Origin of the sequence: Litorisediminicola beolgyonensis, from assembly GCF_042679605.1 — a bacterium.
Classification (GTDB): Bacteria; Pseudomonadota; Alphaproteobacteria; order Rhodobacterales; family Rhodobacteraceae; genus Litorisediminicola; species Litorisediminicola beolgyonensis.
The window spans coordinates 36,809-50,468 of the sequence record NZ_JBHTMU010000003.1 but is presented as its reverse complement, the minus strand read 5'-3'; the positions used below and the strand labels follow the sequence as shown (position 1 = coordinate 50,468).

The 13,660-nt window shown below is 66.5% G+C and carries 14 protein-coding genes and 1 tRNA gene; 1 reads left to right on the top strand and 14 read right to left on the bottom strand.

Going from position 1 to position 13,660, the window contains the following annotated elements; translation table 11 throughout:
- Positions 1-54: 54 nt before the first annotated feature.
- From ACFQ4E_RS02535 to ACFQ4E_RS02505, 7 genes are all read right to left on the bottom strand, one after another.
- Positions 55-1,320 (bottom strand): glutamate-5-semialdehyde dehydrogenase, encoded by a 1,266-nt coding sequence (locus tag ACFQ4E_RS02535; protein WP_386801347.1) that lies wholly within the window; start codon positions 1,318-1,320, stop codon positions 55-57.
- 21 nt (positions 1,321-1,341) lie between these two features.
- Positions 1,342-2,448, bottom strand: coding sequence for a glutamate 5-kinase (gene proB / locus ACFQ4E_RS02530; RefSeq protein ID WP_386801346.1), 1,107 nt, complete (start codon positions 2,446-2,448; stop codon positions 1,342-1,344).
- On the bottom strand, positions 2,436-3,482 hold the full coding sequence (gene obgE / locus ACFQ4E_RS02525) for a GTPase ObgE (RefSeq protein WP_386801345.1): 1,047 nt from the start codon (positions 3,480-3,482) through the stop codon (positions 2,436-2,438). Before obgE ends, proB begins: the two co-directional genes overlap by 13 nt.
- A 74-nt stretch (positions 3,483-3,556) precedes the next feature.
- Positions 3,557-4,096, bottom strand: coding sequence for a GNAT family N-acetyltransferase (locus tag ACFQ4E_RS02520; protein WP_386801344.1), 540 nt, complete (start codon positions 4,094-4,096; stop codon positions 3,557-3,559).
- A gap of 234 nt (positions 4,097-4,330) precedes the next feature.
- Positions 4,331-4,600 (bottom strand): 50S ribosomal protein L27, encoded by a 270-nt coding sequence (gene rpmA / locus ACFQ4E_RS02515; RefSeq protein ID WP_386801343.1) that lies wholly within the window; start codon positions 4,598-4,600, stop codon positions 4,331-4,333.
- Between the two features lie 13 nt (positions 4,601-4,613).
- Positions 4,614-5,264 carry a 50S ribosomal protein L21 gene (locus ACFQ4E_RS02510; RefSeq protein ID WP_386801342.1) on the bottom strand — a complete coding sequence of 217 codons (651 nt, stop codon included), beginning with the start codon at positions 5,262-5,264 and terminating at the stop codon, positions 4,614-4,616.
- Positions 5,265-5,489: 225 nt separating this feature from the next.
- Positions 5,490-6,302, bottom strand: a complete 813-nt coding sequence (locus ACFQ4E_RS02505; RefSeq protein WP_386801341.1) for a DUF2059 domain-containing protein — start codon at positions 6,300-6,302, stop codon at positions 5,490-5,492.
- Positions 6,303-6,431: 129 nt separating this feature from the next.
- On the opposite strand from ACFQ4E_RS02505, the gene ACFQ4E_RS02500 reads away from it, so the two are divergent.
- Positions 6,432-6,521, top strand: a tRNA-Ser gene (locus tag ACFQ4E_RS02500).
- A 261-nt stretch (positions 6,522-6,782) separates the two neighbouring features.
- On the opposite strand, the gene ACFQ4E_RS02495 is transcribed toward ACFQ4E_RS02500, so the two are convergent.
- From ACFQ4E_RS02495 to ACFQ4E_RS02465, 7 genes are all read right to left on the bottom strand, one after another.
- Positions 6,783-7,658, bottom strand: a complete 876-nt coding sequence (locus ACFQ4E_RS02495; RefSeq protein ID WP_386801340.1) for a fumarylacetoacetate hydrolase family protein — start codon at positions 7,656-7,658, stop codon at positions 6,783-6,785.
- A 49-nt stretch (positions 7,659-7,707) separates the two neighbouring features.
- Positions 7,708-8,418 carry a ThuA domain-containing protein gene (locus ACFQ4E_RS02490; RefSeq protein WP_386801339.1) on the bottom strand — a complete coding sequence of 237 codons (711 nt, stop codon included), beginning with the start codon at positions 8,416-8,418 and terminating at the stop codon, positions 7,708-7,710.
- Positions 8,415-9,281 (bottom strand): NAD(P)-dependent oxidoreductase, encoded by an 867-nt coding sequence (locus ACFQ4E_RS02485; RefSeq protein WP_386801338.1) that lies wholly within the window; start codon positions 9,279-9,281, stop codon positions 8,415-8,417. Before ACFQ4E_RS02485 ends, ACFQ4E_RS02490 begins: the two co-directional genes overlap by 4 nt.
- Entirely contained in the window at positions 9,281-10,786 is a 1,506-nt protein-coding gene (locus tag ACFQ4E_RS02480; RefSeq protein WP_386801337.1) for a sugar ABC transporter ATP-binding protein, read from the bottom strand. The genes ACFQ4E_RS02485 and ACFQ4E_RS02480 overlap by 1 nt, the downstream gene beginning before the upstream one ends.
- On the bottom strand, positions 10,783-11,784 hold the full coding sequence (locus ACFQ4E_RS02475; RefSeq protein ID WP_386801336.1) for an ABC transporter permease: 1,002 nt from the start codon (positions 11,782-11,784) through the stop codon (positions 10,783-10,785). Before ACFQ4E_RS02475 ends, ACFQ4E_RS02480 begins: the two co-directional genes overlap by 4 nt.
- A 13-nt stretch (positions 11,785-11,797) precedes the next feature.
- The gene (locus tag ACFQ4E_RS02470; protein WP_386801335.1) at positions 11,798-12,772 is read right to left on the bottom strand and encodes an ABC transporter permease; all 975 of its coding nucleotides are present in this window, start codon (positions 12,770-12,772) and stop codon (positions 11,798-11,800) included.
- Positions 12,773-12,838: 66 nt separating this feature from the next.
- Positions 12,839-13,636 carry an SDR family oxidoreductase gene (locus tag ACFQ4E_RS02465; protein WP_386801334.1) on the bottom strand — a complete coding sequence of 266 codons (798 nt, stop codon included), beginning with the start codon at positions 13,634-13,636 and terminating at the stop codon, positions 12,839-12,841.
- Between the last annotated feature and the right edge of the window lie 24 nt (positions 13,637-13,660).

Here is a 13,660-nt window from a genome sequence, read left to right as displayed (position 1 = left end):
ACACCGCATCGACAGTGCGAAGGCCGGCGACCGGTAGACCGGTCGCCGCGCGTCTTACGGACGGGTCGTGCCGTCGCCGGTGACGAGATACTTGAAGCTCGTCAGTTGCGCCGCGCCGACCGGGCCGCGCGCATGCATCTTGCCGGTGGCGATGCCGATCTCCGCGCCCATGCCGAACTCGCCGCCATCCGCGAACTGGGTCGAGGCGTTGCGCATTACGATGGCGCTGTCGACCCTCTCGAAGAAGCGCTCGGCGGCGGCATCGTCCTCGGTGAGGATGCAGTCGGTGTGGTTCGACGAGTAGCGCCCGATATGGGCGATGGCGCCGTCGATATCCTCGACCACCCGCGCCGCGATCACCCGGTCGAGATACTCGCAGCCCCAATCGGCCTCGGTCGCCGCCGTCACGCCCTCGATCGCCTGAAGCGTCTCGTCGCCCCGCACCTCGATCCCGGCGGCCAGAAGCGCGCGGACCACGCCCTGACCGATGGTATCGACCACGTCGCGGTGGATGAGCAGGCACTCCGCCGCGCCGCAAATGCCGGTGCGCCGCGTCTTGGCGTTCAGCACCACGTCGAGCGTCTTCTGCGGATCGGCGGCCACGTCGATATAGACATGCACGATGCCCTCGAGATGCGCGAAGACAGGGACCCGCGCCTCGCGCTGGACGAGCCCGACCAGCCCCTTGCCGCCCCGGGGCACGATCACGTCGACATAGGCCGTCATCGTCAGAAGCTCCGAGACCGCAGAACGGTCGCGGGTCGGCACGCGCTGGATCGCGTCTTCGGGCAGACCCGCCTCGCGCAGACCCTCGACCAGGCAGGCATGGATCGCCGCCGCGGAATGAAAGCTCTCCGAGCCGCCGCGCAGGATCACCGCGTTGCCGCTCTTGAGGCAGAGCGCGCCCGCATCGGCGGTCACGTTCGGGCGGCTTTCATAGATCACGCCGACAACGCCCAGGGGCGTGCGCACGCGCTGGATGTGCAGGCCCGACGGGCGGTCCCATTCCTCGAGCACCGCGCCAACGGGATCGTCCTGCGCGGCGACCGCGCGGAGCCCGTCGCAGATCGACTGGACGCGGTCCTCGTCCAGCATCAGCCGGTCCATCATCGCGTCCGAGAGACCCTTTTCGCGGCCATACTCCATGTCTTTTTCATTGGCCGCGATGATGTCGGCGCGCGCGGCCCAGACCGCATCGGCGGCGGCTTCGAGCGCGCGGGTCTTGGCCTCGGACGGGGCGAAGGCCAACTCCGCCGCAGCCGCCTTGGCACGGCGGCCGATCTCGTCCATCAGGGCGGGGATATCGGTCAGGTCCTTCATGTCTCTCTCCGTCTGAGGCGCTCAGAGCGCCATGTCGTCGCGATGTATTAGCACGGCGCGGCCGGGATAGCCGAGAATCTCTTCGATCTCGGCACTGCGCCGCCCCTTGATGGCGCGGGCCTCGGCGGCGGTGTAGCGCGACAGCCCCTGCCCCAGCGCCCGCCCGGTGGCGTCGCGGATGGTCACAGGATCGCCGCGCCCGAAGGTGCCCTCGACGCGCACGAGCCCCGCGGGCAAGAGCGATTTGCCCTGCCCGAGCGCCTCGGCCGCACCGGCATCGACAGCCAGGACGCCCCGGCTTTTCATCGCCCCGATCCAGCGCTTGCGCGCGGCGTGGGGATCGAGATGCGGAGTGAACCAGGTCGCGGCGGCGCCGTTTTCCAGGGCGCTCAAGGGGTGCAGGATCGAGCCCTCGCAGATCGCCATCGCGCAGCCCGCCATGGTCGCGGTCTTGGCGGCCATGAGCTTGGTCTTCATGCCGCCCTTCGAGAGGCCCGAGCCCGCGTCGCCCGCCATCGCTTCGATCTCCGGCGTGATCTCGTCGATCACGTCGAAGCGGCGCGCCTCGGGATCGGCGGACGGATTGCCCGAGTAGAAGCCGTCCACGTCCGACAGGAGGATCAGCTGGTCCGCGCCGACGGTCACCGCGACCTGCGCGGCGAGGCGGTCGTTGTCGCCGTAGCGGATCTCGTCGGTCGCGACGGTGTCGTTCTCGTTCACGATGGGCACCACGCCCATCGACAGAAGCGTGCCGAGCGTCGCGCGCGAGTTCAGGTAGCGGCGGCGGTCGGCGCTGTCCTCGAGCGTCACGAGGACCTGCGCAGTGGTGATGCCATGAGGCGCGAGCACCTCTTCCCAGGCGCGGGCGAGCCGGATCTGACCGACGGCGGCTGCGGCCTGGCTCTGTTCGAGCGGCAGGTCGACCGCGGGCAGGCCCAGAACGCCGCGCCCGAGCGCGATGGAGCCGGACGAGACCAGCACGACATCGGTGCCGCGCGCTTTCAGCCGCGCGACGTCCTCGGCCATCGAGCGCAGCCAGTCGAGGCGCAGCGCGCCGGTGCCGCGCTCCACGAGCAGCGCCGAGCCGATCTTGACGACGAGTTTATGGGCGTCGCTCAGGGTTGCCACGGGGCGTCCTCCCTCTCGGAGCCCTCCTCGCGGCGGCGACGCAGGCGCTCGTCCTCGATCTCGGCGCGGAGCGCGCGCAGAACCTGCGGGACACCTTCGCCGGAGACGCCGGACATGAGGTAGACCCGGCTTCTCGCGCGGTTCTCGAGCTCTTCGCGCAGGAAGGCGCGCTCTTCGTCATCGAGCGTGTCGATCTTGTTCAGCACCGTGATCCGGGGCTTTTCGGAAAGCCCGGCACCATAGGCGTCGAGTTCCTCGATGATCGTGTCGTAATCCTCGAGAAGCGTGCCCGAGGAGCCGTCGACGAGGTGCAGAAGCGCCGCGCAGCGCTCGACATGGCCGAGGAACAGATCGCCGAGGCCCCGACCTTCATGCGCGCCCTCGATCAGGCCGGGAATGTCGGCGACGACGAACTCGACATTGTCGATGCCCACCACGCCGAGATTGGGATGCAGCGTGGTGAAGGGATAATTGGCGATCTTCGGACGCGCGTTCGAGGTCGCGGCGAGGAAGGTCGACTTGCCCGCGTTGGGCAGGCCCACGAGCCCCACATCCGCGATCAGCTTCAGCCGCAGCCAGAGCGTGCGGTCGATCCCGGGCTGACCGGGATTGGCCTTGCGCGGCGCCTGGTTGGTCGAGGTCTTGAAGTGGACGTTGCCCCAGCCGCCATTGCCGCCCTTGGCCAAGAGCACGCGCTGGCCAAGCTCGGTCAGGTCGGCGATCACGGTCTCTTCGTCCTCGTCGAGGATCTCGGTGCCGACGGGCACGCGCAGGACGATGTCCTGCCCGGACTTGCCGGTGCGCTCGCGCCCCATGCCGCCCTGTCCGTTCTGGGCGAACCAGTGCTGCTGGTAGCGAAAGTCGATGAGCGTGTTCAGGCCGTCGACCGCCTCGGCCCAGACCGAGCCGCCGGCCCCGCCGTCACCGCCATCGGGTCCGCCGAACTCGACGAACTTCTCGCGGCGAAAGCTGGTCGCGCCGTTGCCGCCCGATCCGGAGCGGATGTAGACCTTGCAAAGGTCGAGGAATTTCATCTGGGATCACCCCGCATGAGGCCGCCTGCCGCGCTCTAGCGCGTATCCTTGGGCGCCTCAAGCGGGCGCCGGGGTCAGGCGAGCTTCTTCAAATAAGTCCAGGTGGGCACGTTGGCACCGCGGGCGACCGAATATGCCTCGGCATCGCCGATATATTCGAAGCCGCAATTGGTCACGACGCGCGCCGATGGCGTGTTGTCCTGAAAGACGCTGGCGAACATCGTGCAGTTGCCCTGCGGGTTCGCCGCCACGAGCGCGAGAAGCGCGTCGCGGGCGACATGGGTGTTCCAGAACGGTGGCGCGACCCAGAACCCGACCTCGGACTGGCCGCGATCCATCCGCGTCAGCGAAATCAGGCCCATGACCTCGGTGCCGCCGGACAGCGTCGCGTCCATGACCCAGACATCCTCGATCCGGTCGGGCGCCGCGGCGCGCTGGAGAAACGCCTCCATCGTCCCGGGCGGCAGAGGATGCGGAACGCTGGCGGTCATCGCCGCCACGCGCTTGTCGGACGCGTAATGGGTCAGGAGGCCCTGATCGGAGGTCTGCGGAGGCCGCAGAACGAAGCGGTCGGTCGCAATTGTCGGCTGCAACAGCGTGGTGTCGAGGCTCATGACTTTCGATCTCCCCTATCGAAACGGCGTCTCCACCGATCCCATTAAGGTGTTTCTCAAACGATCTTTTTCAAGGCGGCTCTGCGTTCCGCCGGTCCCGGATCCGCCCAGTAGCCGCGGTTTTCGTCAGCTTGATGACGAGGACGCGGCAGGGAGCGAACCCGTAGCCCCGAAACGCTCGAGGGGACCGGCGCTGCCGATCCCCCCGTCATTCGGTTCTGGATGCAGCCCGGTTTACTCGGCGGCCTCGGCTTCTGGGAGCACCGAAATGAAGGTGCGGCCCTTGAGCCCCTTGTGGAAGGTCACGGCGCCGTCGACGGTCGCGAAGATCGTGTGATCCTTGCCCATGCCAACGCCCGCGCCCGGCCAGAACTTGGTGCCGCGCTGGCGCACGATGATGTTGCCCGGGACGGCCGCCTGGCCACCGAAGAGTTTCACGCCGAGGCGACGACCTGCAGAGTCGCGCCCGTTGCGGGAGGAACCGCCTGCTTTCTTATGTGCCATCTCTAGTGTCTCCTTACTTGGCCGCGGCCAGCTCTTTGGCCTGCTCGACCCACTCGGGCTTGACCTTGGTCGCCTCGAACGTGTCGGCGTCAACCGCGGCGAGCTGCGCGAAGGTGGTGATGCCGGCCTCGGCCAGCTTCTTGGCGGCGGCGGGGCCGACACCGTTGATCTGGGTCAGGTCGTCCGCGGCGCCTTCGGCCACACCGGCCTCGGCGACGGGCTTCGCCGTCTCGCCCTTGGCCACGCGCGACTTCATGTCTGCCTGCTCGGCGCGGTTGGTCGCGATGCGGTCCGCACCGAGACCCTGACCGCCTGCACCGACAGCCGCCTTCACGCCGCTCTTGTCGGCGCCGGAGGAGAGAATGTCGGTCACCTTGACCAGCGTCAGCTGCTGGCGGTGGCCCTTGGTCCGCTGCGAGCCGTGCTTACGGCGACGCTTGACGAAGTGGATGAGCTTCTCGCCCTTGATCTGGTCGACCACCTCGGCCTGCACGGCCGCGCCCGCCACGAGCGGGGAGCCCAGCGTGACACTGTCGCCGCCGAGCATGAGAATATCGTTGAACTGGACGGTTTCGCCCGCGTCGGCGGCCAGCTTTTCGACCCGGAGCACATCGCCCGACTGGACCTTGTACTGCTTGCCGCCGGTTTTCATCACCGCAAACATTGCGTCGTCTTTCCTTGTCTACCGCGCCCTGTGGCCCCCGGATGGTCCCGGATGTCATGGGACCTAACCGGCCCCGCCTTCGGACAGCGCGCCGCTCGGAGGCGGCGTCATTGGGTTCAAACGGAAAGGGGGCGCTCTTGACGCCCCGTTCTCCGAGCCGCGCTTATGCGGCGGATGACCCGGTCTGTCAAGCGGCCCGCGCCCGGGTTTTCCGGGCTTTTTCGCTCAGAGTTCGGTGGCCACGCTCTGACCAGCCACGGCCAGGCCGAGCGCGTAGGAGATCTCGAAATACATCGCGTTGAACCCGGCGAAGAGCGCCCGGTTCATCGCCTGCCCCGCTTCGCTTTCGGAGAGCGCCTGGTAGGCGTCGAAATCCTCGGGTGCGAGCGGCCCGTAGGCCATCAGCAGGAAGCCATGCACCCATTCGGTGGTCTCGTCGCGGGTCTGCGGCTCCTCGGCCCAGACCTCCGAGAGGATCTCGTCGTCGCTCATCTCGAGAAGCCCGCCATCGGCCAGGCCGTTGTAGAAGCGCAGGCTGGAGTTCAGCGCGCCCACGACATTGGACTCGATCAGGTCGTTGGTCTCGATAAAGGTCTCGATCTTGGCGACAAGCTCCGAGCCATCGTCGGCCCGGTCGAGCCAGGCTGCCCGCGCGGCCTCTTCGATCTCGGCATCGAGCATCGCCTCGCGCGCCTCGAGTTCCATGTCGACGATGCGCTGGCCGCGGTCGCTTTCGAAGAAATCGATGGCCTGCGCGATATCCGCCTCGCCCAGGGCGGCATCGACACCGGCGCGCACCGTCTCGGCCATGGCCCCGGCATCGTAGATCCGCGCGACGATGCCCTGCCACTCCGCGCCGCCGCCATCGGGCAGCATCGCGGTGCCGATATCGGTGCCGTATTCGGTGCCCTCTTCGATCATGATCGCGACGATCCGATCGAGCTCCAGCGCGTCGAGGAGCCGGTCGGATTGCTCCGAGGCCCAGACCGGCCCGGCGGAAACAGCGGCAACGAGGGCAAAAACGGTACGGCGCAGCATGGCGGCTCCACAGCTTGGGTTGCCCCTGTCTATGCGCTTATGGCCCGCGTTCCAAGTCGCAGCGCGCGGCAGGAATTTCCTGTTGCACGCCCCGCCGCGCCGCGCTAAACGCCGCGCCACGATCCCCGCGGAGAGGTGCCGGAGTGGTCGAACGGGGCGGTCTCGAAAACCGTTGACCCTTCACGGGGTCCCAGGGTTCGAATCCCTGTCTCTCCGCCATTACTTCCGGCACATCGCTATCGTTGTCTCAAAGCGGGACGTGGTCCGCCGAGGCAGAACGCAAGCCGATCAAATCTCCACTCCACTTGGCACGCACAAACGGCACTCTTTGTTAGCCGTCCCCCTCAGAGCGACGCGCCAAAAAGATAGGCCGCGCACGGGGCGCGGCCTTTGTCTTGTTCAGACCCATCGCCTCGGTCACGAACACTGGCCATAGGGCAGATGATCTCTCTGGTAGACGACGCCCACATCGCCCCCCTTTCACCGACGCCCTTTCGCCTCGCTCGCCGCGCGGACCGGGTAGCGTTGTTCGCCCAGGCCGGCGATGCCGAGGGTCACCGTTTCGCCTCCCGCCAGATACCGTTGGGGCTTTTGCCCCATGCCGACGCCCGGGGGCGTTCCGGTCGAGATGATGTCGCCGGGCTGGAGGCTCATGAAGCGGCTGCAATAGGCGATCAGGTGCGGCACCTTGTAGATCATCGTCGCGGTCGAGCCGGTCTGCTGCCGTTCGCCGTCGACGTCGAGCCACATGTCAAGCGCGTCGATATCCTCGATCTCGTCGCGGGTGACGAGCCAGGGGCCGGTCGGGCCGAAGGTGTCGCAGCCCTTGCCCTTGTCCCAGGTCCCGGCGCGCTCGATCTGGAACTCGCGCTCGGAGACGTCGTTGATCACGCAGAGCCCGGCGACATGGTCCAGCGCGTCGGCCTCGTCGATATAAACGCCGCCCTTCCCGATCACGACGCCAAGCTCGACCTCCCAATCGGTCTTCTCGGAGGCATCGGGGATCTGGATCGGATCGTTCGGGCCGCAGATGGCCGAGGTCCACTTGTTGAAGATCACCGGCTCGGGCGGGATCGGCATGTTCGCCTCTTCGGCGTGGTCGGCATAGTTCAGACCGATGCAGATGAACTTGCCGACGCGACCGACGCAGGGGCCGAGCCTCAGGTCGTCCTGCGGGGTCCCCTCGACCAGCGGCAGCGTCTCGGGGTCGATCGCGCGCAGCGCATCGAGGCCGTCGGGCGTGAGCGCGTCGCCCGCGATATCGGGCACGATGCCCGAGAGGTCGCGAACCCGTCCGCCTGCATCGAGAAGGCCGGGCTTTTCGGAGCCGGAGGGGCCGTAGCGTAGAAGTTTCATGTCCTGTCCTGTTCGTTTCGAAGTGTTCTGGATGCGGCGGAGGCGCGCCTCACGCCGCCTTGCCCTCGGCGGCCCAGAGGGCGCCGCGGCGGATGATCTCGGTGACCTGCGGGGTTTTCAGATCGTCCAGTTCGTGGCCGATGGAGCAGTAGAACACCCGGCCCTTGTCCCAGCGGCGCTTCCACACCACCGGGATGACCGTGCCTTCGATCCACCAGAGATGATCCCCTGAGAAGGTGGTCGTCGCCAGCACCTCGTTCGAGGGATCGACCAGCATGTAATACTGCTCCGAGGTCAGCCGGAAACTCTTGATGCCCCGGACGATCGGGTCGTCCGGTTTGCAGATGGTCACGTCGTAGTCGATGTAATCCTCGGCCGGCTGCAGGTTGTCGGGCCAGCCCGGCGGGTGGGCGACGAACTGGCCGCCGATCAGGAAGTGGTAGGTCGGACGGTCGCGGAACGCGTCGCCCATGTGACCGTGCCACCCGGCGATGCCGCAGCCGTCGCCGATGAGCTTCAGAAGCCCGTCCTCCTGCGCCTTGGTCATGTTGCCGAACTCCTCGAGGTGCCCGGAGCGGGCCGAGGACCAGATCGGCGTGATGAGGCTGACATCGGACAGCGTCTCGGGCCGTTCGAGCGGCTCCATCGTGTCGTAGACATCGACCTCGAAGCCGTTGGCCTCGAGAAGCTCCCGGTACCAGTCGGCGAAGGATGTCGGGGCGTGGCCTTCCCAGCCACCGACGAAGAGGGCTGCTTTCATGGGTGGTCCTTTCTCATGTGGTCCAGCATCGCGGCCATGTCGCGTTCGGCGTAGCCGCTAGCCTCGGCGGCGCGGAGCTCGGCCAGCGTGGTCAGTCCCTGCGGCATGGCGGTGCCAAGCGCGCGGGCCAGGGCCGCGGTCACTTCCATGTCCTTGCGGGCGAGCGCGACCGTGAAGGTCACGTCATGCGCGGCCTCGTCGAGGTAGAGCAGCCGGCGGTATTTGAGCATCGGCGCGCAGGCGGCGCTGGCCTCGATCACGTCGAAGGCGGCTTCGCGCGCGATGCCCGAGGCCTCCGCCAGCGCCATCGCCTCGGCCAGCGTCTGGTTCAGGCCGTGGATCAGCGAATTGACCGCGAGCTTCATCACCGCGCCCGCGCCGGGGCGTCCGAGACAGATGGTCTCTTTGCCCAGCGCCGCGAAGATCGGGGCGAGCGGTGCGGCCGCGTCCTCGGTGCAGCCCGCCATGATGAGAAGCTGCGCCTCGGCGGCGGCCTGCGTCGCGCCGGAGACCGGCGCGTCGATCACCTGCGCACCTTCTGGTGCGTTCTCGGCAAGCCAGCAGATATGGTCGGGGCTCATCGTGCCCATCTCGAAAAAGACCCGCGCCCGTCCGGCGAAAAGCCCGTCCGCGCCGCCATGCACCGCCTCCGAGGACGCATCATCGGCCAGCATGGTCACGACGACGTCGGAGGCATCCGACAGCGCGCGGGGGCTATCGGCGACAGCGCAGCCCAGGTCTGCGGCCAGTGCTTGGGCTTTCCCTCGCGAGCGGTTCCAGAGCGTGAGTGTCTCTGCGACCGGCGCGAGATTGCGCGCCATGGCGCTGCCCATGCGCCCCAGTCCTGCAAAGCCGATCCGCATCATGCCGCCTGGTCGGTCTCGATGCCCGAGATCGCCTGGATGAGGTTGTCCTCGGTCACCTCGTCCGACGTGAAGGTCCGCATGATCTTGCCGGAATACATCGCGACGATCCGGTCGGAGACATGCAGCACTTCCGGCATCTCCGAGCTGATCACCATGACCGCGTAGCCTTGCGCCGCGAGCGCGCGGAGCAGCTTGTGGATCTCGGACTTGCTGCCGACATCGATGCCGCGGGTCGGCTCGTCGACGATCAGGAGCGTCGGGTGCATCGACAGCCATTTGCCGATCACGATCTTCTGCTGGTTGCCGCCCGAGAGGTTGCCCACGAGCTGTTTCCAGCCCGGTGTCCGGATGTCGAGCCGGTCGCGATACTGGTCGAAGATCGCGACCTCGGCGCCCTCGGCCACGAACGGCCCGGCCTTCAGATCGTCGACCTGCGGCAGGGTCATGTTGTCCCGGCAATTCATGCCAAGAACCAGCCCCTGCCCCTTGCGGTCCTCCGGCACCAGGCTGATGCCGCGCGAAATCGCATCGGTCGGCGAGCTGAGACGTACCTCTTCGCCATCGAGCAGGATGGTGCCTGCCGAAGGATCGCGGAGGCCGAAGAGCGTCTCGGCGATCTCGGTCCGTCCTGCGCCCACGAGACCGTAGAAGCCCACGACTTCGCCCCGGCGCACCGAGAAGCTGACGTCCTTGTAAAGCTTGCCGCAGCTCAGACCGCGCACCTCCAGCGCGACCTCGCCCAATTCGTGATGCGAGGCGTTGCGGCTCAGGTCGAGCTTGCGCCCGATCATCATCTGCGTGACCGATTCCTCGGTGCTGTCCGCGGTCTCCACGGTGCCCTGGTACTGGCCATCCCGAAGCACCGAGATGCGGTCGGTGATCTTGAAGATCTCCTCCATGCGGTGGGAGATGTAGATGATCCCCACCCCGTCGGCCTTGAGATCGGCGATCACGTCGAAGAGCACCGATTTCTCGGCATCGGTCAGCGACGCGGTCGGCTCGTCGAAGATCACCGCCTTCGCATCGACCGTGAGGGCGCGCGCGATCTCGACCATCTGCTGGTTGGCGATGGAGAGATCGCCGACCCGCGTCTTGGCGGTGAAGCCGACATTGAGCTTTTTCAGGATCGCGTCGGTGCGCTGGGTCAGGAGCGCCCAGTCGACCCGCCCGAAGGATTTCCGCGGCAGCTCGCCCAGGTAGATGTTCTCGGCGACCGACAGCTCCTCGGCGAGGCTGAGCTCCTGGTGGATGAACACGATCCCCTTGGCCTTGGCTTCAAGAGGCCCGGACATGACGACCTGGCTGTCGCCCATGTAGATCGCGCCGCCGTCGGGCTGGTGGATGCCGCCCAGGACCTTCATCAGCGTCGACTTGCCCGCGCCGTTCTCGCCCATCAGCGCATGCACCTCGCCGGGCATCACCGAGAGGGACACGCCATCGAGCGCACGCACGCCGGGGAAGGTCTTGACGATATCCTCGAGACGGAGAACCGGGTCGGTCATATCTTCAACTCCTCTTTCCCTTTGACGTTGAGCTGGCGGTCGAGGAACAGCACCGCGATCAGGATGCAGCCGATGACGAGGTTGACGGTGGAGGTGTCGGCGCCGATATGGCCGAGCCCCTTGCGCAGGAGCTGGATGGCGATCACGCCGCCGAAGGTGCCGATGGCGCTGCCCGCGCCCCCGGTGATCTTGGTGCCGCCCAGAACCACGGCGGTGATGACCCAAAGCTCGTAGAGCTGGCCGTCATTGGGGTTCACCGACCCCGACTCGGAGTAGAAGACCACCGCCGAGAGCGCCGCGAGAAAGCCGATGATCGCGAAGTTGATCATCATGTGCGGCCCGACGCGGATACCCGCATTGACCGCCGCCTCGCGGTTGTCGCCGATGGCATAGGCGTTCCGGCCATGCACGGTCTTCGTCATCAGGAACCAGATGCCGAAGGTCACGACGAGCAGGAACCAGGTCGCGGTATGGAGCCCCAGGAACTGCGCCTCGGCGAAATCCACGAGCGTCCAGTTGAGGTGGCTCGTAGGGTTCTCGCCGTTGAACATGAAGACGATGCCGCGATAGCCGAGCATGGAGCCGAGCGTCACGATGAAGGCATCGACGCCGGTCTTCCAGACGATCAGCCCGTTGATCGCGCCGAGCACCACGCCGGTCGTCAGGGCCAGGAGCCAGGAGACCGGGATGACCCAGTCACCCAGGCCCGCGAAGATCGGCCAGGTCAGGCTGTCGAGCAGCACGATCGCTGCGATGGCGAAGGTCGCGCCGACGCTCAGGTCGATATTGCCGTTCACCATGACGATGGTCATTCCCATCGCGATGATCCCGATCGGCGCCGACTGCTTGAGCAGCAGGAGCATGTTCTCGAAATCCATGAAGGCCTTGTCGGAGAGCGACATGAACTCGCCGGCGATGCTGAAGAAGACCAGCTCGAGGACGATGAAGCCCCAGATCGCGCCGCTTTTCAGAGCCTTGGACAGAGCGCCCGGTTGCATAGCGGTTCCTCCCTTATGCGATCGGTGACCAGAGCTTGCCGCGCTTGGCCGCGATATCGAGCCAGACAGCAAGGATGATGATGATCCAGGTCACGACGAACTGGACGTAGAACTGCAGCCCCAGGAGAAGCAGACCGTTCTGGATGAAGCCCAGGATCAGGACGCCGATCACGGTCTTGAAGATCGTGCCGGAGCCGCCCATCAGCGACGCACCGCCCAGGATCACGGCGGCCAGCACCTCGAGTTCGAGCCCCTGCCCCACGGTGTTCTGCGAGCCGAGGCTGCGGCTCGCCTGGATAAGACCCGCGGTCGCCACGCAGGCGGCCGAGATCAGGTAGCAGTTGAAGACAGTCCGCGCGCGGCGGATGCCCGAGAAGGTCGCGGCGGTGCCGTTGCCGCCGACCGCGTAGACCTTGCGACCGAAGGGCGTCTTGCTGAGCGTCAGGCCCAGAAGCGCCGCGAGGGCCGCGAAGATCAGGATCGGCACCGGGATGCCGAGAAGGCTGCCCTGCCCGAAGACGCTGAACCAGGTGCCTTCCTTGTCGGCGATGTCCATGTTCTTGCCGCCCGAATAGGTGAGCGTCAGACCGTGGATGGCCGACAGCATCCCGAGCGTCACGATCAGCGAGTTGAGCTTCAGGTAGCCCACCAGAAAGCCGATGATCGCGCCCAGCGCGAGCGTCATCGCGAACATCGCGGGGATCGCCAGGAGCGGTCCGATCTTGTCGTGCAGATCGAGCACCACGATGGTCGAGAAGGACATCATCGAGCCGACCGAGAGATCGAGATTGCCGCTGATCACCACGAAGGTGACGCCCAGCGCCATGACCCCCAGGATGGCCGAGGACCGCACGACGCTGAACAGGTTGTCGATGGTCAGGAATTTCGGATTGGCGATCGTGAAAACCAGGATGAAGACCGCGAAGGCGATCAAAATACCCTGCTTTGCCACCAGCCCACCGAGCCGTGACTTCGTCAGTGCCGTCATGTGTTCCTCCCTGGACTGGTCGTCGCAGAGGCGACGGCCGCTCTTCCTCTCTCTTCCGGCTCCCGCTCAGACGAGCGTCATGCCGCCGTCGATCATGACGATCTGGCCGGTCATGTAATCGCTGTCCCGAGATGCCAGGAACGTCGTCGTTCCGGTCACGTCGGCGGGCGTCGCCACCCGGCCGCGGAGGATCTCGGACGAGAACTCCTCCATCGCCTGACCGGGACGGTCCGCGGCGCCGATCTCCATCAGGTCGCGGTCGACCTGATCCCACATTTCGGTCGCCACCACGCCCGGAGCGAAGCCGGTGACCGTGATGTCATGCTTGGCGAGGTCGCGCGCGCCCGACTGGGTCAGCGAGACCACCGCGAATTTCGAGGCGCAATAGGGCGCCACGTTGTCGAAGCCCTGCCGGCTGGCGATCGAGGCGGTGTTGATGATCTTGCCGCCGCCGCCCTGGGCGATCATCTGGCGGGCGGCCTCCTGCATGCCGATCATGCAGCCGAGCCCGTTGACGCCCATGATGAAATTCCAGTTCTGCTCGGTCACGTCCATGAATTTCATGGGCTTGTTGACGCCCGCGTTATTGAACTTCACGTCGAGCCTGCCGAAGGTCTCGACCGTGTGCGCGATCATCGCACGCACCTGTTCGCGGTCGGTGACGTCTACCTGCGCCGAGGTCACCACCTCGTCGGGGCCGCTCACCCGGGCGCGGTTGGCCTCGGCCACCTCGGCCACCTTGTCGCCGTTGATATCGGCGAAACAGACCTTGGCGCCTTCGTCCAGAAGCGCTTCTCCGATGGCTCGCCCGATGCCTTGCGCGGCTCCGGTGACGATGCATACCCGTTCAGACACCCGTCCCATGGCGCGTCCTCCTGCAGAATTCCG

Coding starts and splice junctions, on each gene's coding strand:
- ACFQ4E_RS02475 (WP_386801336.1), bottom strand. CDS start 11,784: ATGCAACCGGGCGCTCTGTCCAAGGCTCTGAAAAGCGGCGCGATCTGG.
- ACFQ4E_RS02490 (WP_386801339.1), bottom strand. CDS start 8,418: ATGAAAGCAGCCCTCTTCGTCGGTGGCTGGGAAGGCCACGCCCCGACA.
- ACFQ4E_RS02535 (WP_386801347.1), bottom strand. CDS start 1,320: ATGAAGGACCTGACCGATATCCCCGCCCTGATGGACGAGATCGGCCGC.
- ACFQ4E_RS02520 (WP_386801344.1), bottom strand. CDS start 4,096: ATGAGCCTCGACACCACGCTGTTGCAGCCGACAATTGCGACCGACCGC.
- ACFQ4E_RS02510 (WP_386801342.1), bottom strand. CDS start 5,264: ATGTTTGCGGTGATGAAAACCGGCGGCAAGCAGTACAAGGTCCAGTCG.
- ACFQ4E_RS02480 (WP_386801337.1), bottom strand. CDS start 10,786: ATGACCGACCCGGTTCTCCGTCTCGAGGATATCGTCAAGACCTTCCCC.
- rpmA (WP_386801343.1), bottom strand. CDS start 4,600: ATGGCACATAAGAAAGCAGGCGGTTCCTCCCGCAACGGGCGCGACTCT.
- ACFQ4E_RS02465 (WP_386801334.1), bottom strand. CDS start 13,636: ATGGGACGGGTGTCTGAACGGGTATGCATCGTCACCGGAGCCGCGCAA.
- ACFQ4E_RS02495 (WP_386801340.1), bottom strand. CDS start 7,658: ATGAAACTTCTACGCTACGGCCCCTCCGGCTCCGAAAAGCCCGGCCTT.
- obgE (WP_386801345.1), bottom strand. CDS start 3,482: ATGAAATTCCTCGACCTTTGCAAGGTCTACATCCGCTCCGGATCGGGC.
- ACFQ4E_RS02505 (WP_386801341.1), bottom strand. CDS start 6,302: ATGCTGCGCCGTACCGTTTTTGCCCTCGTTGCCGCTGTTTCCGCCGGG.
- ACFQ4E_RS02470 (WP_386801335.1), bottom strand. CDS start 12,772: ATGACGGCACTGACGAAGTCACGGCTCGGTGGGCTGGTGGCAAAGCAG.
- ACFQ4E_RS02485 (WP_386801338.1), bottom strand. CDS start 9,281: ATGCGGATCGGCTTTGCAGGACTGGGGCGCATGGGCAGCGCCATGGCG.